Genomic DNA, 22,142 nt, shown 5'->3' on the forward strand with positions numbered 1-22,142 from the left:
TTATATGTATGCATTTGACTTCATTTGTAGAACAAAAAACTAGATAGCAAAGACTATCTAGTTTTTCTCGCGAATATATTTTCGAACTTCAGAAATGAAATAAAGAGAACCTGTTATGATAAAGACATCATTTTCTCCAATCATACCAACTTTTATATCAATTGCCTCTTTCCAATCTTCAAAAACTAATTTTGACTCTTGTTGTGAATACGATGCAAGCTTGTCAGCAGAAATGGCACGATCAAAGGCAAACGTCGTAAATATTATTTCATCAGCAACTTTTTCTAATTGCCCTACCATGTTATGTAACTGTTTGTCACCAAGAGCAGTAAATAAAACTATTACATTCTTCTTTTTATAATGTGCCTCTACTGTTTTTACAAGACTTTCAATACCTTCTGGATTATGAGCACCGTCTATTATAATATCTGGATTACTTTGTAACTTTTCAAATCGACCAATCCAGTAGGCTTCTTGTAAGCCAGCTTTCATTTCCTCTTCATTAATTAAAAATGATAAATATGTTTTTAAATACATTACTGCCATAAGCGCTAGCGCTGCATTGCCTACTTGATGAATACCTTTCATTGAAATTCGAACATTTTCAAATGAGGCGAATGGACAAGCAAAATCAAAATGTTCCCCATCTTCATTAGAATGTTTATGTAATGTTGTAAACTGTTTTCCAAGTTCATATAAGCTTGCATGATTTTCCTTAGCAACCTTTTGAATTACTTGTAATGCTTCTTCATTTTTCACACCAGTAATAACTGGAACACCAGACTTAATAATTCCTGCCTTTTCATATGCAATTTCTCCTAGTGTATTGCCTAAAATATGCATATGATCGTGGCCGATATTCGTAATAATCGTGAGAACCGGATGAATAACATTTGTAGAATCAAATCTTCCCCCAAGCCCCGTTTCAAATAGAACAACATCACAGAAATTAACTTTACCGAAATAACAAATTGCCATTACTGTAATGATTTCAAACTCAGTCGCTTCTCCTAAGTCCGTCTCATCTAATTTTTCAACGACTGGCTTTACCATATTTACAAGTTCCGCAATCTCTTCATCTGCAATTGGTATTCCGTTTACACTAATACGTTCATTGAATGTTTCTATGTAAGGCGATGTAAACGTTCCTACTTTATATTTCGCGCTTTCTAACATGTAGCGCATATATGTTAAAGTTGAACCTTTTCCATTTGTGCCGGCAAGATGCACACATTTTATATGACGCTCTGGATTTCCGAGTTCTTCTAACATCCATTGCATTCTTTCTAGTCCTGGTTTTATCCCAAATTTCAATCGGCTATGAATCCAGCTTATCGCTTCTTCGTATGCATGTATCACGTTTGCTATTCCCCTTTCAAAAGACAAACTTCATAATTCTATTATACGCAAAGAAAAGAGACTCACCAATATAGTGAGTCTCTGAAAAACATTTTATTTTTCAAGATCAGCTAGACGTTGACGAACCGCTTCGCGTTTTTCTAGATAATCTTGCTCTTTCGCACGCTCTCCGTCAATAACTTCTGCAGGAGCTTTTGCTACGAATCCTTGGTTTGAAAGTTTCTTCTGTACACGTTCTACTTCTTTATCGAACTTCTCAAGTTCTTTTTCAAGACGCGCTTTCTCTTCATCAAGATTGATAAGATCAGCTAACGGTAAGAATAACTCTGCACCTGATACGATTGCAGTCATCGCTTTTTCTGGCGCTTGTAAATCAATCTTAATTGTTAGTTCACTTGGGTTACAGAAACGCTCAATGTAAGAACTGTTTTTCGTAAGCTGAGCTAGTACTACCTCGTCTTTTGCTTTAATTTGCATTTGAACTTTTTTGCTCATTGGTGTATTTACTTCCGCACGGATGTTACGAACAGAGCGAATGATATCAACTAGAAGGTGCATTTCTGCTGCCGCTTCTTTATCTTGTAAATCTTCACGAACTGTTGGCCATGCCGCTACTGTAATAGACTCGCCTTCATGCGGTAAATGTTGCCAAATTTTCTCTGTTACAAATGGCATGAATGGGTGTAATAGACGCATTGTTTGGTCTAATACGTAAGCTAAAATAGAACGAGTTGTTTTCTTAGCTGCTTCATCTTCACCGTATAGTGGCAGTTTCGCCATCTCAATGTACCAGTCACAGAAATCATCCCAAATGAAGTTGTATAATGAACGACCAGCTTCACCGAACTCATATTTATCCATGTTACGTGTTACACTTTCGATTGTTTCGTTTAAGCGAGTTAAAATCCACTTATCTGCAACTGATTTTTCACCAGTTAAATCGATTTCTTCATACTTCATGTCATCCATGTTCATTAATACGAAACGTGATGCGTTCCAAATTTTATTAATGAAGTTCCAAGTAGATTCTACTTTTTCCATGCTGAAACGTAAATCTTGACCTGGTGCACTTCCTGTCGATAAGAAGTAACGCATTGCATCTGCACCATACTTCTCGATAACATCCATTGGATCAATACCGTTACCAAGAGATTTACTCATTTTACGTCCTTGCTCATCACGAACTAAACCGTGAATTAATACATCTTTAAATGGACGCTCTCCTGTAAACTCTAAACCTTGGAAAATCATACGAGATACCCAGAAGAAGATAATGTCATAACCAGTTACTAAAGCATCTGTTGAATAGAACTTTTTAAAGTCTGCTGCATCTTCATTCGGCCAGCCAAGTGTTGAGAATGGCCATAGTGCTGAACTAAACCATGTATCAAGTACGTCGTTATCTTGATTCCAGTTTTCAATATCCGCTGGCGCTTCTGTACCTACGTATACTTCACCAGTTTCTTTATGATACCAAGCTGGAATACGGTGGCCCCACCATAATTGACGAGAAATACACCAGTCATGAATGTTTTCCATCCAGCGTAAGTATGTGTTTTCGAAACGATCTGGTACGAACGTTACTTTTTCTTCTTCTTTTTGTTGAAGCTCTACTGCTTTTTCAGCAAGTGGAGCCATTTTTACGAACCATTGTGTTGATAAGTAAGGCTCAACAACTGCACCGCTACGCTCACTATGACCTACTGAGTGCATATGAGGCTCAATTTCTACTAATACGCCAGCTTCTTGTAAGTCTTTCACTAACTCTTTACGGCATTCGAAACGATCCATACCGTTGTACTTACCAGCTTTTTCGTTCATCGTTCCATCTTCGTTCATTACTAAAATACGTGGTAAGTCATGACGGTTACCTACTTCAAAGTCATTCGGGTCATGAGCTGGTGTAATTTTTACAACGCCTGTTCCGAAGTCTTTTTCTACGTATTCATCAGCAATAATCGGAATCTCACGGCCTACGATTGGAAGTGTAACTGTTTTTCCGATTAAATGTTTGTAACGATCATCTTCTGGATGAACTGCTACTGCTGTATCACCAAGCATTGTTTCTGGACGAGTAGTTGCAAGGCGAATGTGACCTGAACCGTCTGTTAACGGATAGTTCATATGGTAGAATGCACCTTGAACTTCTTTATGAATTACTTCAATATCAGAAAGAGCTGTGCGTGTTGCTGGATCCCAGTTGATGATATACTCACCGCGGTAAATTAAGCCTTTTTCATATAATTGAACGAATACTTTATTAACAGCATTAGATAAACCTTCGTCTAATGTGAAGCGTTCACGAGAATAGTCTAGTCCTAAACCAACTTTCCCCCATTGTTGACGAATGTGAGAAGCGTATTCTTCTTTCCATTCCCAAGCTTTTTCAAGGAATTTCTCACGGCCAAGATCATAACGTGAAATACCTTCTTCACGAAGTTTCCCTTCTACTTTCGCTTGCGTTGCGATACCAGCATGGTCCATTCCTGGAAGCCATAATACATCATAACCTTGCATACGCTTTGTACGAGTTAAAATATCTTGAAGAGTTGTATCCCAAGCATGACCTAAGTGTAACTTACCAGTTACGTTCGGAGGTGGGATTACAATTGTATATGGTTGTTTCTTCTCGTCTCCTGTTGCTTCGAAATATTTGCCTTCAAGCCACCACTTGTAAAGGCCTTCTTCAACGGACATATGATCATATTTAGTTGGTAAATTCTTTTCCGTGTTTGACATTATTTTCCCTCCTTAAAATAAAAAATGCCCCTCATCCAAAAAAGGACGAGGGACATCGCGGTACCACCTTTATTTACAAACAAATTCAGAATTTGCTTATACTCTTAATTTGATAACGGACAAATCCGTCTTTTCCTAATGAGAACCATTCCGTTCAGAAAAGATGCTCCAGGGCTACCTTCTAACATAACTATCTAGAGAACCTCCCAGCCAATGGTTCCCCTCTCTGAAGACGTTTCATGTTATACTCTTCCCCTTCGATGCATTTATGTGATTGTTAATTATTATATACAATAGTGTAAAAAACGAAACCTTATTCGTCAAGATAAATTTGAAACTATGACCTTTATCTCTTTATGGAACTAATAAAAAAAGATAAGCAGGGTTCTCCCTACTTATCTTCTTTATCCCGCGTTAACGAGCAGTAAGACCCCCACCTCAAAATCCGGCTGAAACAAAGAAGTTAGGTGGGAGATCCACTGCCCGTAAACGCCCGATTGGTGAAGGCTAATAATCAGTGGGGGATGAACAAAACCCCCACTGATTAAAGTTTCACTTTATCCGTTCCCTTGCTGGGCAGCTTGTAACTGCGAAAGGAAATATTCTGTATTGCTAATGAGCCAATGCGATTGCTGCAGGCTTTTCACCCCGCGGAGCTCATTTTCTTCATTACGACTCTTTCTTCTTTTCGTATACGACTGAATTTGCCGAATAAAATGCGACGGGTACGTCATATACGCAAACATAAGAATCTGCTCCTCTTTCGTAAATGGAAAATTTTTTTGATACATTTGATACCATTCAAAGCGGTCACTCCGCGCAATTGGATATGTGTTTAAAGACCTTGAATAAAAGCTGACGATATCCTGTACCGGTGTAGCAAACTGAGACTTTTCTAAACTAATAAAATAACCGTTTCGTTCATAATCAAATAAAAAGTGATTAAGCGATACATTCCCATGAACGAAAGTAGTACGTGTCGTTTCCTTTTCTTTCATTGCATCATGCCATTCACTTAATTGTTTCGTTGCGAACTCACGCGCTCTCATAACATGGTGATAATACGTACAATATTGTAATTCAAATGGCGACATATACCACTTCGCTTCAGATTCTACAAGAAACTCTTCTAATATCTCACCATCATTTTCCCAACGTTCGGATATATTTGTATAATGTTTTTCTAAATCTTCTTCTGTATAAGTTTCCTCTTTCACCGTTTTTTGATGCAACGTCCCGAGCGTTTGAAACATCTTATGGTATTGATCATTATCTTCGCCATTTCCTTCCGCACGTTCTAACCAAGGCATTAAATAATAGCTATACGTCCCATCACTTAAAACATAATTCCCGTCCGTCGCATGATAGATAGGTACATAATTCGAAAAACCTTTCTCCTTCAAATATTGAATATGGTGCAAAAAATTATTCCGCTCTAATTTTCTATCTTGTATTTTCTTTAACGCATACGGACCTTGATTCGTATAAATTTTCATTACACTTCCGTGCTCTTCCATATGCTGAGTGTCCAATCTATATTGCCTCACAATGGGTTCATAGCGATTTCGTAATTCAATATCCATACGAATAACCCTTTCTTATTCAAAACATAGCTTCTAGGAAAAGAAAAGAGGTGAGTGAAAAAACTCACTCACTTATTTCGCTGTTGCTTTTGAAACAGGAATATATATAATTTGCCCTGTAGTTAAATATATATCTTCTGATTGATTTACACGATATAAGCTTTGTACAGTCGTTTCATAACGTTCTGCAACAGCTTCAATTGTGTCTCCTTCTTGTACGAAGTACATTCTTAACTTCGTAAATTCTTCTTCTGGTTCTTTCGTAAATAATTTCGTTAAATAAAGTGCATTTTCATCCCGCTGTGAATATGCTTCTTCCTCTGGCTCTTCCTGCTTTTTCGCTTTTTCTTTCTTGAAATTTTTTCGCCCGAACAATTCAAATTGTGGCGTCGTTTCTTTCTCCTCTTCACGCTCCACAAGTTCATGTTCTTCTAATTCCTCTTCTTCTATTTCTTGCTCTTTTCTTTCTTCTAACTGAAACGGTTCAAATGCATAATCTTCCCATCCATCTGATTCTTTATAGGCTGGTACCTCTTCGTGCGGTGCAGGTCTACTTTCATCATCTTCAGCTGAATCAGCTTCCAACTCGGCATACGCCGTCTCTTCCTCTTCACCCTCGGTTCTTTCTTCGTCACATAAACCTGTAATAGATATATCCGCTAATAGTTGTAAGCAACCATTTTCCTTTAATTCATAATCAAATTCCTCGATTGATACATATAATTCTTCAATTACTTTCACTCGATTTCTTGGAATTGATATTTCGAGCGGAAAGGAATGGACAAGCTCATTAACCCCATCTGCCCTTGTTTCTACATAATCAATTGCCTTTGCTGGTGATAGCTCTCTTAATGAATAAGCTGAATCATCTTGCCTTGCAACATACTCTCCCGTTAAATCTAATTGCCCTCTCACGATAACTTCATGATCGAGCTCCTCTATCTCAACGTCTGGATCTAACGAAATTGACAAAAGTTCTTCGACTTCCTGTCCCTTTTGGAACCAAACAGATTCTTTTAATGAAAATCGTAATGAATGATCTGTTGCCACTTCTTTTCCCCCTCCCAAACTATAGGTCATTACAGATTTATGTTCCCTAAGGCTACTTTATGAATAAAAAAAAATCGCTCCCCTAATGGAAAGCGATTTTCTCTAAGAAATTATGCTTTTAATTTTGACATTGCAATTTCAGCCGCCGCAATTGTCGCCTCAATATCTGCATCACTATGTGCTGTCGATAAGAATAAACCTTCAAATTGAGAAGGTGGTAAAAATACACCTTGTTCTACCATTTCACGATAGTAAGCTGCAAAGAATTCTAAGTTTGAAGATTTTGCTGTATCATAATTAATAACCTGCTCATCTGTAAAGAAAATACCAATCATAGAACCTGCACGATTAATATGATGCGGGATATTATGCTTTTCAGCTGCCTTACGTAGTCCAGCCTCTAACATTTCTGCTTTACGCTCAAATTCCACATATGATTCTGGCGTTAACTGCACTAACGTTTCATAGCCTGCTGTCATGGCAAGTGGATTACCCGATAATGTTCCGGCTTGGTAAATCGGTCCGCTTGGTGCAACTTGACGCATAATCTCTGCCTTACCACCGTATGCTCCTACCGGCAAGCCACCACCGATTACTTTACCTAAACAAGTTAAATCAGGAGTTACGCCGTAGTAACCTTGTCCACAATTATAAGCAACACGGAATCCTGTCATTACTTCATCAAAAATAAGTAGTGCACCGTTTTGCTCTGTCACTTCACGAAGTCCTTCTAAAAATCCTGGTTGCGGGGGAACAACACCCATATTCCCTGCCACTGGTTCTACAATTATACAAGCGATGTCATCACCGAATTGTTCGAAAGCATATTTTACACTTTCTAAATCGTTGTACGCTACTGTAATCGTATTTTTCGCTACACCTTCTGGTACACCAGGGCTATCTGGTAAACCTAGCGTCGCCACACCAGAACCTGCTTTAATTAATAACGAATCGCCATGACCATGGTAACAACCAATGAATTTCAAAATTTTGTTACGCCCTGTATAACCTCGAGCTAAACGTAGTGCACTCATTGTCGCTTCTGTTCCAGAGTTAACCATACGTACAATTTCAATTGATGGCACGCGCTCAATAACAAGCTGCGCTAATTTATTTTCAATTTCTGTTGGTGCACCAAAGCTTGTTCCTTTTTCAGCAACAGCTTTTAAAGCCTCAACAACACGGTCGTTCGCATGACCATGAATTAAAGGTCCCCACGATAATACGTAATCGATGTATTCATTCCCATCGATATCATATACTTTAGAGCCTTTTCCGCGCTCCATAAACAGCGGATTCATACCAACAGACTTAAAGGCACGAACAGGGCTATTTACGCCACCAGGCATTAAATTTTGCGCCTCTTCAAACGCCGCAATCGACTTATCGAACTTTTTCATTATTTAGCGCCTCCTTCTTGTAACCATCTTGCTGCATCTTTTGCATGATACGTAATAATCAAGTCTGCTCCTGCGCGTTTCATGCTAATTAATTTCTCAAGTACAACTTCTTTTTCATTAATCCAACCATTTTGCGCTGCTGCTTTAATCATCGAATATTCACCACTTACGTTATAAGCAACGACTGGTAAGTTAAAGCTATTTTTCACATCACGAACGATATCTAAATAAGAAAGAGCTGGCTTTACAATTAAGAAGTCTGCCCCTTCTATTACATCTGATTCTGCTTCACGGAATGCTTCCATACGGTTCGCTGGGTCCATTTGATATGTTTTACGGTCACCGAACTGCGGTGCACCATGTGCTGCATCACGGAACGGTCCGTAAAATGCTGATGAATATTTCACAGCGTACGACATAACTGGTACGTGCGCGAAACCATTTTCATCTAATGCATGGCGAATTGCTGTTACGAATCCGTCCATCATATTTGATGGTGCAATAATGTCTGCGCCTGCTTTCGCTTGACTTACAGCTGTTTTTGCAAGAACTGCAAGAGACTCATCATTTAAAATAACGCCATCTTCTATAACACCGCAATGACCATGGCTTGTGAATTGACATAAACATGTATCTGCAACTACTACTAGCTCTGGGAACTCATCTTTAATTTGCTTAATTGCACGCTGTACAATTCCATGCTCACAATATGCCGATGATCCAACTTCGTCCTTTTCAGCAGGTAAACCAAATACAATAACAGAACGAATACCTAAATCAACGACCTCTTGCATTTCAGCTTGCAATAAGTCTAACGACATTTGATATACGCCTGGCATAGAAGGAACTTCATTACGAGTATTTTCTCCTTCTAATACAAAAATAGGGTAAATAAAATCTTCTGTATGTAAAAATGTTTCACGCACAAGTGCACGCATGCCTCCGCTTTGTCTTAGACGACGATGACGATTAAATTGTAAAGAATTCATAGATTTCTATCCCCATTCTTTTATTTTATAGATTCACAAATGCATTGCAGTAATGCTTCTACAGTGTACTCTTTTGGCACAATAACATGTGGAAAATAAAGGTTCGCCTCTTTTTCCGTAATAGGCCCTATACAAGCAATTGTACATTTTTTTGTCCATTCTCTCCAGTTTGTACCCTCAAGTAAATGAACAAAACTATCAACAGTTGACGGGCTCGTAAATGTAATAATATTTACTTTCCCTAATTTCAATGCTGTTATAAGTTCTTGTTTTTTCTCTACATTCACCTTCGTACCATATACGATTAGCTCATCTAGAAAAACACCAAACTCCCTAAGTTTAACCGGGATTACATCTCTTGCTAAATTCCCTTTCGGAAATAAAATACGCTCGTTTCCACTTAATTTTTTTAGAAACTCTTCGGCAAATGCTTCTGCAACAAATGAGGTCGGAACAAAATGAACTTGATAGCCCCTTTTTTCTAACTCTAATTTTGTTTTCACGCCTACCGCAGCGATTTTAATAGTTAATGGTATTTTTGTTTCTAAACCATCTAGAAAAAAAGCTACACCATTTTTACTCGTAAAAATAACCCAGTCATACGAATGTAGTTGCCTTGTTATACGCTGAATTTGCCTATGAGATGTGCCTTCCATACGCAAAAGCGGAATTTCCAATGGAATTCCGCTCCTTTCTTTCACTGCTACACTCATTTGTTTCGCTTGATGCTGGGCACGTGTAATCAATACTATTTTGCCAGCGAGAGCATCCATATTTATTGTTGCTCCTTATTTGCAGCAAGAATGAGCTCTTTTGCTCCTTGTTTAATTAAACGGTCCGCAGCCTCTAATCCTACTTGCTTCGGATCAGTGCCTACTACTATTTCTTTTAATAAAACAGAACCGTCCATAGAACCGACAAGCGCTGTTAATTCGATTGCATCATTTTCTTTAAGAGTTGCATATCCAGCGATTGGAACTTGGCATCCACCTTCAAGTTTATGAAGAAATACTCGTTCAGCAGCCACTGTTCTTTCTGTTACTGCATCATTAATATGTGCTAACAACTGAAGTAAATCCTTATCATCCTCACGACATTCAATTGCTAACGCACCTTGTCCTACGGCTGGTACACATAACGTTTCATCTAAATGTTCTGTAATAACTTCTCCGTCCCAGCCCATTCTCTGTAGTCCAGCTGTCGCTAAAATAATTGCATCGTAATCTTCATCTTTTAACTTACGTAAGCGTGTATCGATATTCCCACGAATCCATTTCACTTGTAAATCTGGTCTCGCAGCTAGTAATTGTGCACTACGTCTCAAACTACTCGTCCCTAAGATCGCGCCTTCTGCTAAGTCTTTAAACGATTCTCCGTTTTTAGAAATAAAAGCATCACGAGGGTCAACGCGCTTTGGCGTACAACCAATCGTTAATCCATCTGGAAGTACAGCTGGCATATCTTTCATACTATGTACAGCCATATCAATTTCTTTCGTAAGTAACGCATGTTCAATTTCCTTTACAAATAAACCTTTTCCGCCTACTTTTGAAAGAGTAACATCTAAAATAACATCACCTTTTGTGACGATTTCTTTCACTTCAAATTCATATGGTAAACCAAGCGCTTTTAATTGATCGATAAACCAATTTGTTTGTGTTAATGCTAGTTTACTCTTTCGTGAACCTACAATAATTTTGCGCATAATTCTCTCTCCTCATTATAAATACCAAAAGTGGAAATTAGATAAACTGCTTAATAGAAAAATGTTAACTAGCATTACGAGAAATGCCCCGATATTCCACAGCACAATTTTCTTACCTTGCAACACATCTGCCGCTCGTAAATATAAGCCCGCACAATATACAAATAGAACGACAAAAGACCCGATTACTTTCGTATCATACCAATGGAAATTATCCAATTTTGTATATCCCCATATGCATCCTAATATAATTGCTAATAAGAAAAACGGAACAGAAAATAAATTTAATCCGTAAGACATAGATTCAAGCTTCGGCAAATTCCCTAACCTTCTTAATCTCGCATTCCATTTTTTCTTTTTTAATAGCCGATATTGCAATAAATACATAATAGAAAAAATAAACGATACAGTAAACGTTGCATAAGAAATAATCGCCATACCGACATGCACGTATACAAGTTCTGAAACTAATTGCTCTGCAAGTACTGGCGACATCTTTCCGAGCGGTGTAAAAATAGAAAAAGCGCTTACGCCAAATGCTACAACATTTGTAAAAAAGACTAAAAAGTCAATGCGCATAAATCGATTAATGACTAATGACATCGTAATCAATAACCAAACATAAAAATAAATCCCTGACAATAAAGTTAAAATAGGATTCGTTTCTGAATCTGTAGCCCTAAGCAACATAAAGATAGACTGCAATACCCATACAATCGAAAGTAACCAAAAAGCAAATCGGTTCGCCTTTCGGTTACTTTGAAAATAATCTATAAAATATAAACTAATGCTACAAGCATATAAAATAATTGCAATATGATAAATAATACTGTTATTTAAAAAACTCATCCGATCATCCTTCCAAGTTATAAAGATGGAACGGATGGTGTCCACGCTCTTTTATGTTCTACTTCTTCCGTATTTCCCGCTTCTTCCACTTCTAAATCAAAAATCTTCGCAAATAAAGCTAATTTTTCGCCAGCTCCCTCTTCAGCAGCTAATTCTTTAGCTACTAAAATTGGATCTTTTAACAATTGATTAATAATACTTTTCGTATGTTTACTAATTACTTTTTTCTCACGATCACTAAGGTTTGGTATTTTTCGCTCAAGACTTTCCATCGTGTCACTTTGAATTGCTAGCGCTTTATCACGAAGAGCCGATATTAACGGTACAACACCAAGCGTACTTAACCACGTTTTAAATAAAACCATTTCCTCTTCAATCATAAATTGAATTTTCTCTGCTTCTTTTAAACGTTCAGCACGGTTTGCTTCAACTACACCTTGCAAATCGTCGATATCATATAAGAAAGAGCCTTCTAATTCATCAATCGCAGGATCAATATCACGTGGTACTGCAATATCAACCATAAATAACGGACGACCAGAGCGCATTCTCTCTACTTTCGTCATCATCTCTTTCGTAATGACATATTCTGATGCACCCGTTGAACTAATTAAAATATCCGCTTCTAATAATGCACATTGCAATTCACTTAAAGGCTTTGCATGTCCCATATATTTCTCAGCCATCACTTCCGCTTTCGTAAGCGTCCTATTCATAACTGTTACTTTACGAGCACCGCTTCCGTATAAGTTTTGCAGTGCAAGTTCACCCATCTTACCAGCACCAAGAATAAGTACATGACAATCTGTTAAATCTCCAAATATTTTCTTTCCGAGCTCAACAGCAGCATAACTAACAGACATCGCACTTTCACCAATCGTTGTTTCTGAGTGCGCACGTTTTGCTAACGTAACCACTTGCTTAAACAACTCATTAAAAATTGTACCTGTCGCTTTTACTTGTTGCGCTTCTAAAAAGCTATCTTTTATTTGACCTAAAATTTGCGTTTCTCCAACAACCATAGAATCTAGACCGCACGTTACGCGGAATAAATGATCTATTGCGCCATCTTGTTCAAAAATAGACAAGTATGGTGCGACTTCTTCTATTTCAAGCTGAAACCAATCAGCTAAAAACTTCTTAATGTAATACCGTCCCGTGTGTAATTGATCGACAACAGCGTAAATCTCAGTGCGATTACAAGTTGATACAATGACATTTTCTAGTACGCTCTTTTGGTTTTGTAATGTAGTCATTGCTTGCTCTAGCTCTGCTGCCTGAAATGTGAGTTTCTCACGAAATTCTACAGGGGCTGTTCGATAATTTACACTAACAACAAGAATATGCACGCAGCATGTCCCCCTTCACCCGTTTTATCACTTTATCTACTATCATAATACAACTTTCCTCTTATGAATCTGACAATCGTGTGAACAACTGATTATTTTTTCTCCATATGTAATAAAGGAGCTTCAGTAAGATTAATAAAGAACTCTCTACTTTATAATGATTATAAAATAATAACTCTATTTGTACGTTACCAAAAAAAGTCCTCATAATCAAGTGATGGAAACTATTCCATATTAATTATAACATCATCTTTTCTATCTTCTTTCATCATGAAGGAAAATATGTATGATTGTTCCAAAATATAGTACTCACTTTCTCAATGCAATGCATTTGACATTGTATTTATTTTTCGTTATATTGATTTTACAAAATTAAATTGTGCACAATTTAAAAATATAAGGAGTTGCTTATGAAAGAAAATCCTCTACATCTAGATAACCAACTTTGTTTTTCTATTTACGCTTGTTCTAAAGAGGTTACTCGTTTTTACCGACCCTATTTAGAAGAAATGGGCATTACGTATCCCCAGTACATTACTTTACTCGTACTCTGGGAACGAGACGGACTAACAGTAAAAGAAATTGGAGAACGTCTATTTTTAGATTCTGGTACTTTAACACCTATGTTAAAACGGATGGAATCATTAAAACTTGTACAACGTGTTCGTTCAAAAGAAGACGAGCGAAAAGTTTGTATTGAATTAACAGAACAAGGTAAAGATTTAAAAGAAATAGCTTGTTCATTACCGACAACGATGGCTACAAATTTAGGAATTACAGAGCAAGAATATCATTCTTTATTAATCCAATTAAACACATTAATTGAAACAATGAAAAAAATTAATGATAGAAAAGGGGAATAAACATGGATAAATTATATACTGCTTCAGTAACAGCAACAGGTGGAAGAAACGGTAAGGTAGTTTCAGATGATGGCATATTAAATCTTGATGTAAAAATGCCAAAAGCACTAGGTGGCGCAGGCGGAGAGGCAACAAATCCAGAACAATTATTTGCAGCTGGTTATGCAGCTTGCTTTGATAGCGCATTGCAACTTGTAATTCGTACAAAACGTGTGAAAGTGGAAAGTACAGAAGTGACTGCACACGTTTCTATCGGTAAAGATACAGATGGTGGTTTCGGACTGTCTGCTGTACTTGACGTACATGTTGCTGGTGTTTCTCATGCCGAAGCACAAGAACTTGTAGAAGCCGCTCACGGTGTATGTCCTTACTCTAAAGCAACAAGAGGAAATATTGAAGTTACATTAAACGTACGCTAAAAGTTTAGTAAATAAAAAAAACGCGCGACATTCGTCACGCGTTTTTCGTTTTTGTCATTTTATGAATTGCTTTCCATGCTTCTTCTTTTCCAAGACCTGTTTCAGAAGAGAATAGAACGATTTCATCGCCAATTTCAACAGCAAGCGTTTCTTTTACAACTTTTAAATGCTTTTGCCATTTCCCTTTCGGAATTTTATCGGCTTTCGTTGCAATAATAATTGTTGGGATTTCATAGTGCTTTAAGAAATCATACATCATAATGTCATCTTTTGTTGGTTGGTGACGTAAATCAACTACTAATACAGCTGCGTCTAATTGGGTACGTGTTGTAAAGTAAGTCTCAATCATTCTGCCCCATGCCGCGCGCTCTGTTTTAGATACTTTCGCATATCCATAACCTGGAACGTCAACAAAATGCATCATTTCATTGATTAAGAAAAAGTTCAGCGTTTGCGTTTTTCCTGGTTTAGAAGAAATACGTACTAACTTTTTACGATTTAAAATTTTATTAATAAAGGAAGACTTCCCGACATTAGAACGACCTGCTAAGGCAATTTCTGGTAAATCACTGTCTGGATATTGTTCCGGTTTAACGGCACTAATTACAATATCTGCTTTTGTTACTTTCATTGTTTCACTCCTACTAATGCGTGCTCCAATACTTCGTCTAAATGAGATGCAAGCACAAACGTAAGGTTTTCTTTTACGCTCTCTGGAATATCATCTAAATCTTTCTCATTTTCCGCCGGTAAAATAATTTTTGTTAATCCCGCGCGGTGAGCACTTAATGTTTTTTCTTTCAAACCACCAATTGGTAATACACGACCACGAAGTGTAATTTCACCTGTCATACCAACTTCTTTACTTACAGGAATACCTGTTAGTGCAGAAATAAGTGCCGTTGCCATCGTAATACCTGCTGACGGTCCATCTTTTGGAACTGCTCCTTCTGGAACATGAATATGAATATCGTTTTTCTCATGGAAATCCGGATCAATATGAAGTTCTTCTGCACGAGAACGAATATAGCTAAACGCGGCTTGTGCGGATTCTTTCATAACATCCCCAAGTTTCCCTGTTAAAATTAATTTCCCTTTTCCTGGCGCTACAGACACTTCAATTGCAAGTGTATCGCCGCCCGCTGCTGTGTAAGCTAGACCTGTTGCCATACCAACTTGGTCTGTTTTTTCAGCTTGACCATAACGGAATATATGCTTACCAAGTAAATCAACAATATTTTTCTCTGTTACAACAATGCGCTTGCGTTCTGCTGTAACGATAATTTTTGCTGCTTTACGGCAAACTTTTGCAATTTGACGCTCTAACGTACGAACACCAGCCTCGCGTGTATAATAACGAATAATTTCAAGAAGCGCTTCATCACGCACTTGCAAATTACCTTTTCTTAGGCCGTGCTCTTTTAATTGTTTCGGCAATAAATGCTCACGAGCAATGTGTACCTTTTCAAGTTCTGTATAACCAGCAATCGAAATGATTTCCATACGGTCAAGCAATGGGCCCGGAACACTTGCAAGTGTATTGGCAGTTGCAACGAACATAACTTTCGATAAATCATATGGCTCTTCAATGTAATGATCACTGAAGTTATGGTTTTGTTCTGGATCTAACACTTCAAGTAACGCCGCTGATGGGTCTCCCCTGAAATCGTTAGACATTTTATCAATCTCATCTAATAAGAAGACTGGATTAACTGTTTTCGCCTTTTTCATACCTTGAATAATACGTCCTGGCATCGCTCCTACATATGTACGACGGTGACCACGAATTTCAGATTCATCACGCACACCACCAAGAGAAACACGTACGAAATTACGATTTAACGATGTTGCAATAGAACGTGCTAACGAAGTTTTCCCAACCCCAGGAGGGCCTACTAGACAAAGAATTGGTCCTTTTAATGAATTCGTTAACTTCTGTACAGCTAAATATTCAAGTACTCGCTCTTTCACTTTTTCAAGACCGTAATGATCTTTATTTAAAATTTCTTCCGAATGAGTGAGGTCAATCATATCCTCTGTTGCTTCTGTCCACGGAAGCGCTAATAACCAATCAATATAATTACGAATTACACCGCTCTCAGCAGAACTTACAGGTAACTTTTCATAACGATCTAATTCTTTCAGTGCAGCCTGCATTGTTTCTTCAGGCATTCCCGACTGTTCAATTTTCTCACGAAGTTCTTCAACTTCCCCGCCCTTGCCTTCTTTATCGCCAAGTTCAGTTTGAATCGCCTTCATTTGCTCACGTAAGAAATATTCTTTTTGCGTGCGCTCCATTGAACGTTTCACTTTTTGTCCAATTTTCTTTTCTAGGCTAAGTAACTCTTGTTCATCTTGAATAATTGAAATAAGTGTATGTAGTCGTTCTTTCACAGATACAATCTCTAAAATCTCTTGTTTCTGCTTCGTTTTAATCGGTAAGTGAGAAGCAATTAAATCAGCTAGTCTTCCGGGTTCTTCTACATCAGCTACCGTTGCAAATGTTTCATTTGAAACTTTTTTCGAAACTTTAATATATTGTTCGAAATGCTCCAGTAACGTACGCATAAGAGCCTTCTCTTCTAAATCATCTTCTACTTCTTCAGTTACTGTTCTAATAGAAACTTGTACCAGATTTTCTTCTTCGATAAACTCTACTACTTCTGCTCTATGTAAACCTTCTACAAGGACACGAAGCGTACCGTTCGGCAATTTTAACATTTGCTTCACTTTCGCCACTGTACCTACACTATATATGTCATCTTCTTTCGGATCGTCGATATTCATTTCTTTTTGCATTGCTAAAAAGATGATATTTTCATCCATTGCCGCCTGCTCTAGTGCTTGTATCGATTTATCACGTCCTACATCAAGATGCAGAACCATCGTTGGATATACGAGAATGCCTCTTAATGGTAGGAGGGGCACAATTCTTTCATTCGTATTCATACTAGACATAGCACCTCCATAATAAATTAAACTCCTGTTCAACTATTTTATATTACAATACATCTAGATGCAATTGCAGAGATTCTTCGCAATTGTAAATCCCCTGTTTTTTTGTGCCTCACGAAAAGAAAAAAGACTCCGCTTAAGCATACAAACTTAAACGAAGTCTGGCAAATTTTTATTATTGTATATTCTCACATTGATTGCGCATCTGTTTCGTCCAAAGCAGTATGTGCATCAAGCTCACGATGCATATTTTCCTGCATAAATGTTAATTCAAATACTTCTTTTAATTTGCGAACAGGAATGATCTCAATTCCCTTTATTGTATACAAAAATGGTTGCATGTTTTCAGCCGGAATGATGACTTTCTTAGCTCCCGCTTTTTTCGCAGCTTTTATTTTTGCGTACACACCACCAATAGGCTTCACTTCTCCGTGGATACTTATTTCACCTGTCATCGCTACTTCATTATTCACATACGTACGATGCACTGCTGAATAGACACCTGTTGCCATAGCAATACCTGCTGAAGGACCATCAATCGGGATACCACCAGGAAAATTAATATGTATATCATACCCTTCTGGCAACACATCTAGAGAACGAAGGACTGTTAACACATTATCAACAGAACCTTTCGCCATACTTTTACGGCGAATCGATTTCGTTTGGCTACCAATACTTTCCTCTTCTACAATTCCAGTGACATTTACTGACCCTTTATCTTTCGCAGGAATAGCTGTTACCTCAATTTCTAATAACGTACCTGTATTCGGCCCATATACAGCAAGCCCGTTCACAAGACCGATTCTCGGAATTGGATAAATACGTTTTTCGTACTTTGGTGTAAGCTGACTAGAATGAACAACCCACTCAATATCTTCATCTTTAATGAAAGGTCGTTCTTCATTTATCGCCATACCAGCAGAAATTTGCACGAGATTAATTGCTTCTCGTCCATTTCTTGCATACATTCCAATCATTTCGATACCGTTCTCACCTACTTGCATCTCCACTTTGTCAGCTGCATTTTTCGCTACTTTTTGAATTTCTTCTGTATCTAACTCACGGAAGAACACTTCTAAACAACGCGACCTAATTGCAGGAGGAATTTCCTCTGGTGAACGCGTCGTTGCACCAACTAAGCGAAAATCTGCAGGTAAACCTTTTTGAAAAATATCATGTATATACGTTGGAATCATCGAATTTTCTTCACTATAGTACGCACTTTCCAAAAATACTTTCCGATCTTCTAACACCTTTAGCATTTTATTCATTTGAATTGGATGTAATTCACCAATCTCATCAATGAACAAAATACCACCATGCGCATCTGTTACAGCCCCTTTTTTCGGTTGCGGAATACCCGCTTGCCCCATTGCACCTGCTCCTTGATAAATCGGGTCATGCACTGAACCAATTAATGGATCCGCAATACCACGCTCATCAAACCTAGCTGTCGTTGCATCAAGTTCGATAAATGTTGCATTTGTACGAAATGGAGATTTCGGATTTCGTTTCGCTTCTTCTAATACAAGGCGTGCTGCCGCTGTCTTTCCAACACCTGGCGGACCGTATATGATCACATGTTGCGGATTAGGACCACAAAGAGCCGCTTTTAACGACTTAATCCCGTCTTCTTGCCCTACAATATCTATAAAGGATGTAGGGCGTACCTTTTCCGCAAGTGGCTCTGTTAAAGAAACCTCACGCATTTTACGAAGCTGCTCTAATTCTTTTTTCGATTCTCGATCAATTGAAACTTTTTGTGTTCGCTGATTTCGAAGTAAGTGCCAAAAATACAATCCGACAATTACGCCAAAAACAAGTTGAACAAGTAAAAATATATTTGTCCAGCTCATAATTCATTTCCTCCCGCTATGTTTTACCTTTTAGTATTTCCTGGGAGGAATAGTGCTAAACATAAAGAAAAACAGCAATTATAAAAATTGCTGTTTCTTCTTCGCATTATGCAGATGTTTTTGTATCAAGTACAGTGCCGTCTTGTAACACCAATTTCGGCGGTTCATTATCAGCTACTGTTTCTTTCGTAAGAATACACTTCTCGATATCTTTGCGAGATGGCAGTTCGAACATTACATCAAGCATCAAGCCTTCAATAATAGAACGAAGTCCACGAGCACCTGTTTTACGTTCAATTGCTTTTTTCGCAATCTCAACTAGTGCACCTTCTTCAAACTCTAACTCAACATCGTCAAGCTCCAATAGTTTTTGGAATTGCTTAACAAGTGCATTTTTCGGTTTAGTTAAAATATCTACAAGAGCATCTTCATCAAGCGGCTCTAGGTTCGCAATAACTGGAAGACGACCGATAAACTCCGGAATTAAACCGAATCTTAAAAGATCCTCTGGTAAAACGTGAGATAAAACATGCTTCTCATTTACATCAGCATTTTTCTTCTCAGCACCAAATCCAATTACTTTCTCACCAAGGCGACGTTTAATAATAGGCTCGATGCCATCAAACGCTCCACCACAAATGAATAGGATGTTCGTTGTATCAATTTGAATAAACTCTTGATGCGGGTGCTTACGACCACCTTGAGGTGGAACGCTTGCTACAGTACCTTCTAAAATTTTCAGAAGTGCCTGCTGTACGCCTTCACCAGATACATCACGTGTAATTGATGGATTTTCGGACTTACGTGCCACTTTATCAATCTCATCAATATAAATGATTCCTTTTTCCGCTTTCTCTACATCATAATCAGCTGCTTGGATTAATTTTAGTAAGATGTTTTCTACATCTTCCCCTACATATCCAGCTTCTGTTAAAGATGTTGCGTCCGCGATCGCAAATGGAACATTTAAAATACGCGCTAATGTTTGTGCCAATAATGTTTTACCACTACCAGTTGGCCCAATAAGTGAAATATTACTCTTCGCCAATTCTACATCATCAATTTTGCTGTTAGAATTAATGCGTTTGTAATGGTTATATACCGCTACCGCTAGTGCTTTTTTCGCGTTATCTTGTCCGATGACATACTCATCTAAGATTTCACGAATTTCTACCGGTTTCGGTACATCTTTGAATTCTACTTCTTCGTCCTTCGCAAGCTCCTCTTGTACAATTTCAGTACAAAGCTCGATACACTCGTCACAAATGTAAACACCTGGACCTGCAACTAGCTTTCGAACTTGCGTTTGTGTTTTACCACAGAAAGAACATTTTAATTGACCTTTTTCATCATTAAATTTAAACATATTTTCACACCCCTTACAAAGTGCTAACCTCTTGCCTTCGTATGTACACGATAAATGTATCGTATGTAAATACATATTATGTCACTACGTGGCGAGAAATACAAATAATATGACTAGTTATGTACAAACAAAAAAATTTTAAAACTTTTGAAATATGTATATTCGACTTACAAAGGAACTTTTCCTTCTTCATCGAAAAGTTTTATAAATATATTTCTATATTTATAAAACAAGGCACGATTAAAATCGCGCCTTGTTATTTTATTATGCAGCGTTGTCTACTAAGAAGTCTACAGCTTTACGCACTTTAAGATCTTCAGATAAAGCGTCTACGCTTCCAAGAGCTTGCTTGATAGCGTCTACTGGCATACCGTACATTTCAGCCATTTTTTCAACTTCTGCAGTTACTTCTTCTTCAGTAACTTCGATGTTTTCAGCTTCAATGATAGCTTCAAGAACAAGATTGATTCTTACACGTTTTTGTGCATCCTCTTTCATTTGCTCTTTTAATTTGTCAGCGTCAGTACCTGTGAATTGGTAGTAAAGCTCAAGGTTCATACCTTGTTGGCTTAAACGTTGCTCGAATTCACGAACCATACGATCTAACTCAGTGTCGATCATAGCTTCTGGAATGTCGATTTCAGCGTTAGCAGCAGCTAATTCTACTACTTCGTCACGTACTTTGTGCTCAGCTTCGTGCTTTTTGCCTTCTTCTAAGTTTGTACGAAGTTTTGTTTTTAATTCATCAAGAGTTGCAACTTCTTCGTCAGCATCTTTAGCGAACTCGTCGTTTAACTCAGGAAGTTCTTTTGTTTTGATTTCGTGAATTGTTACTTTGAATGTTGCTGGTTTACCAGCTAATTCAGCAGCATGGTACTCTTCTGGGAATGATACTTCAACTTCTTTAGAATCACCAGATTTAAGACCAATTACTTGCTCTTCGAAACCTGGGATGAAAGTACCAGAACCGATTGCAAGAGAATAGTTTTCGCCTTTTCCGCCTTCAAATGCTTCGCCATCAACGAAACCTTCGAAGTCGATTACAGCTGTATCACCATCTGCAACAGTTCCTTCTTCTTTAACAACTAGTTCAGCTTGACGCTCTTGTAAAGCTTTTACTTCGTTCTCTACATCCTCGTCAGTTACAGTTGTTTCAACTTTTTCTACTGCTAAACCTTTGTAATCACCTAATTTAACTTCAGGTTTTACAGTAACTTTTGCAGTGAAAATTAAGTTTTGGCCTTTTTCGAATTTCTCGATGTCAATCTCTGGATGAGCAACTGGGAAGATACCAGCTTCATCGATTGCTTCACCGTATGCTTTTGGTAAGATGATATCTAAAGCATCTTGGTATAAAGATTCAATACCAAAGCGTTGTTCGAATAATGGACGAGGCATTTTTCCTTTACGGAAACCTGGTACATTAATTGTTTTTACTACTTTTTTGAATGCAGCGTCGATAGAGTTATTTACTTCTTTAGCATCAACTTCGATTGTTAAAACGCCAACGTTACCTTCTAATTTTTCCCATTTTGTAGACATTTATTCTTTCCCTCCAACTATAATAATGTATGCACATACCTCTATAGATTAAGATTTTTATTATCTCTTTTTTGAAATAACAAATGTACAAATAATCCTCTAGCAAAAGCTTTCA

General features: G+C 37.7%; 17 protein-coding genes and 1 other annotated feature. Of the genes, 2 read left to right on the forward strand and 15 right to left on the reverse strand.

What is annotated here, in order from left to right; all coding sequences use genetic code 11:
- Nucleotides 1-57: 57 nt before the first annotated feature.
- The 10 genes from V7038_RS11750 to hemA form a co-directional block, all read right to left on the reverse strand.
- Nucleotides 58-1,359, reverse strand: coding sequence for a bifunctional folylpolyglutamate synthase/dihydrofolate synthase (locus V7038_RS11750; RefSeq protein ID WP_002112050.1), 1,302 nt, complete (start codon nucleotides 1,357-1,359; stop codon nucleotides 58-60).
- A 93-nt stretch (nucleotides 1,360-1,452) separates the two neighbouring features.
- Nucleotides 1,453-4,098 (reverse strand): valine--tRNA ligase, encoded by a 2,646-nt coding sequence (locus V7038_RS11755; RefSeq protein ID WP_002199259.1) that lies wholly within the window; start codon nucleotides 4,096-4,098, stop codon nucleotides 1,453-1,455.
- 38 nt (nucleotides 4,099-4,136) lie between these two features.
- Nucleotides 4,137-4,368, reverse strand: a binding site (T-box leader).
- A gap of 287 nt (nucleotides 4,369-4,655) precedes the next feature.
- Nucleotides 4,656-5,681, reverse strand: a complete 1,026-nt coding sequence (ysxE, locus tag V7038_RS11760; RefSeq protein WP_002112053.1) for a spore coat protein YsxE — start codon at nucleotides 5,679-5,681, stop codon at nucleotides 4,656-4,658.
- 72 nt (nucleotides 5,682-5,753) lie between these two features.
- On the reverse strand, nucleotides 5,754-6,761 hold the full coding sequence (gene spoVID / locus V7038_RS11765; RefSeq protein ID WP_171904007.1) for a stage VI sporulation protein D: 1,008 nt from the start codon (nucleotides 6,759-6,761) through the stop codon (nucleotides 5,754-5,756).
- 80 nt (nucleotides 6,762-6,841) lie between these two features.
- Nucleotides 6,842-8,131, reverse strand: a complete 1,290-nt coding sequence (gene hemL, locus V7038_RS11770; RefSeq protein WP_002112056.1) for a glutamate-1-semialdehyde 2,1-aminomutase — start codon at nucleotides 8,129-8,131, stop codon at nucleotides 6,842-6,844.
- A complete protein-coding gene (gene hemB, locus V7038_RS11775) occupies nucleotides 8,131-9,120 on the reverse strand; it encodes a porphobilinogen synthase (protein WP_335470316.1) in 990 nt (329 codons plus the stop codon). Before hemB ends, hemL begins: the two co-directional genes overlap by 1 nt.
- A 20-nt stretch (nucleotides 9,121-9,140) precedes the next feature.
- Nucleotides 9,141-9,893 carry a uroporphyrinogen-III synthase gene (hemD, locus tag V7038_RS11780; protein ID WP_070139982.1) on the reverse strand — a complete coding sequence of 251 codons (753 nt, stop codon included), beginning with the start codon at nucleotides 9,891-9,893 and terminating at the stop codon, nucleotides 9,141-9,143.
- Between the two features lie 2 nt (nucleotides 9,894-9,895).
- Nucleotides 9,896-10,825, reverse strand: coding sequence for a hydroxymethylbilane synthase (hemC, locus tag V7038_RS11785; RefSeq protein ID WP_002199254.1), 930 nt, complete (start codon nucleotides 10,823-10,825; stop codon nucleotides 9,896-9,898).
- A 15-nt stretch (nucleotides 10,826-10,840) separates the two neighbouring features.
- On the reverse strand, nucleotides 10,841-11,674 hold the full coding sequence (locus V7038_RS11790) for a cytochrome c biogenesis protein (RefSeq protein ID WP_002112062.1): 834 nt from the start codon (nucleotides 11,672-11,674) through the stop codon (nucleotides 10,841-10,843).
- A 17-nt stretch (nucleotides 11,675-11,691) separates the two neighbouring features.
- Nucleotides 11,692-13,023 (reverse strand): glutamyl-tRNA reductase, encoded by a 1,332-nt coding sequence (gene hemA, locus V7038_RS11795; protein ID WP_002112063.1) that lies wholly within the window; start codon nucleotides 13,021-13,023, stop codon nucleotides 11,692-11,694.
- A 410-nt stretch (nucleotides 13,024-13,433) separates the two neighbouring features.
- On the opposite strand from hemA, the gene V7038_RS11800 reads away from it, so the two are divergent.
- Together V7038_RS11800 and V7038_RS11805 are read left to right on the forward strand one after the other, a co-directional pair.
- Nucleotides 13,434-13,886, forward strand: coding sequence for a MarR family winged helix-turn-helix transcriptional regulator (locus V7038_RS11800; protein WP_002112064.1), 453 nt, complete (start codon nucleotides 13,434-13,436; stop codon nucleotides 13,884-13,886).
- 2 nt (nucleotides 13,887-13,888) lie between these two features.
- Entirely contained in the window at nucleotides 13,889-14,305 is a 417-nt protein-coding gene (locus V7038_RS11805) for an organic hydroperoxide resistance protein (protein ID WP_000359777.1), read from the forward strand.
- Between the two features lie 34 nt (nucleotides 14,306-14,339).
- On the opposite strand, the gene yihA is transcribed toward V7038_RS11805, so the two are convergent.
- The 5 genes from yihA to tig all read right to left on the reverse strand — a co-directional run bounded on the left by yihA (nucleotide 14,340) and on the right by tig (nucleotide 22,027).
- Nucleotides 14,340-14,936 carry a ribosome biogenesis GTP-binding protein YihA/YsxC gene (gene yihA, locus V7038_RS11810; RefSeq protein WP_002088829.1) on the reverse strand — a complete coding sequence of 199 codons (597 nt, stop codon included), beginning with the start codon at nucleotides 14,934-14,936 and terminating at the stop codon, nucleotides 14,340-14,342.
- The gene (gene lon, locus V7038_RS11815; protein ID WP_002112067.1) at nucleotides 14,933-17,263 is read right to left on the reverse strand and encodes an endopeptidase La; all 2,331 of its coding nucleotides are present in this window, start codon (nucleotides 17,261-17,263) and stop codon (nucleotides 14,933-14,935) included. The genes yihA and lon overlap by 4 nt, the downstream gene beginning before the upstream one ends.
- Before the next feature lie 185 nt (nucleotides 17,264-17,448).
- Nucleotides 17,449-19,119, reverse strand: coding sequence for an ATP-dependent protease LonB (gene lonB / locus V7038_RS11820; RefSeq protein WP_002112070.1), 1,671 nt, complete (start codon nucleotides 19,117-19,119; stop codon nucleotides 17,449-17,451).
- Nucleotides 19,120-19,225: 106 nt separating this feature from the next.
- Entirely contained in the window at nucleotides 19,226-20,485 is a 1,260-nt protein-coding gene (clpX, locus tag V7038_RS11825) for an ATP-dependent protease ATP-binding subunit ClpX (RefSeq protein ID WP_000472285.1), read from the reverse strand.
- Between the two features lie 264 nt (nucleotides 20,486-20,749).
- Nucleotides 20,750-22,027, reverse strand: a complete 1,278-nt coding sequence (gene tig, locus V7038_RS11830; protein ID WP_002112071.1) for a trigger factor — start codon at nucleotides 22,025-22,027, stop codon at nucleotides 20,750-20,752.
- Between the last annotated feature and the right edge of the window lie 115 nt (nucleotides 22,028-22,142).

Source organism: Bacillus sp. JJ783 (assembly GCF_036963225.1).
In the GTDB taxonomy this organism is placed as follows: domain Bacteria; phylum Bacillota; class Bacilli; order Bacillales; family Bacillaceae_G; genus Bacillus_A; species Bacillus_A cereus_U.

What these genes read in the sequence shown, in the direction of transcription:
- tig (WP_002112071.1), bottom strand. Translation starts at nt 22,027, where the DNA reads ATGTCTACAAAATGGGAAAAATTAGAAGGTAACGTTGGCGTTTTAACA.
- hemL (WP_002112056.1), bottom strand. Translation starts at nt 8,131, where the DNA reads ATGAAAAAGTTCGATAAGTCGATTGCGGCGTTTGAAGAGGCGCAAAAT.
- lon (WP_002112067.1), bottom strand. Translation starts at nt 17,263, where the DNA reads ATGTCTAGTATGAATACGAATGAAAGAATTGTGCCCCTCCTACCATTA.
- hemB (WP_335470316.1), bottom strand. Translation starts at nt 9,120, where the DNA reads ATGAATTCTTTACAATTTAATCGTCATCGTCGTCTAAGACAAAGCGGA.
- clpX (WP_000472285.1), bottom strand. Translation starts at nt 20,485, where the DNA reads ATGTTTAAATTTAATGATGAAAAAGGTCAATTAAAATGTTCTTTCTGT.
- ysxE (WP_002112053.1), bottom strand. Translation starts at nt 5,681, where the DNA reads ATGGATATTGAATTACGAAATCGCTATGAACCCATTGTGAGGCAATAT.
- V7038_RS11805 (WP_000359777.1), top strand. Translation starts at nt 13,889, where the DNA reads ATGGATAAATTATATACTGCTTCAGTAACAGCAACAGGTGGAAGAAAC.
- lonB (WP_002112070.1), bottom strand. Translation starts at nt 19,119, where the DNA reads ATGAGCTGGACAAATATATTTTTACTTGTTCAACTTGTTTTTGGCGTA.
- yihA (WP_002088829.1), bottom strand. Translation starts at nt 14,936, where the DNA reads ATGAAAGTAACAAAAGCAGATATTGTAATTAGTGCCGTTAAACCGGAA.
- hemC (WP_002199254.1), bottom strand. Translation starts at nt 10,825, where the DNA reads ATGCGCAAAATTATTGTAGGTTCACGAAAGAGTAAACTAGCATTAACA.
- V7038_RS11755 (WP_002199259.1), bottom strand. Translation starts at nt 4,098, where the DNA reads ATGTCAAACACGGAAAAGAATTTACCAACTAAATATGATCATATGTCC.
- hemD (WP_070139982.1), bottom strand. Translation starts at nt 9,893, where the DNA reads ATGGATGCTCTCGCTGGCAAAATAGTATTGATTACACGTGCCCAGCAT.
- spoVID (WP_171904007.1), bottom strand. Translation starts at nt 6,761, where the DNA reads ATGACCTATAGTTTGGGAGGGGGAAAAGAAGTGGCAACAGATCATTCA.
- V7038_RS11790 (WP_002112062.1), bottom strand. Translation starts at nt 11,674, where the DNA reads ATGAGTTTTTTAAATAACAGTATTATTTATCATATTGCAATTATTTTA.
- V7038_RS11800 (WP_002112064.1), top strand. Translation starts at nt 13,434, where the DNA reads ATGAAAGAAAATCCTCTACATCTAGATAACCAACTTTGTTTTTCTATT.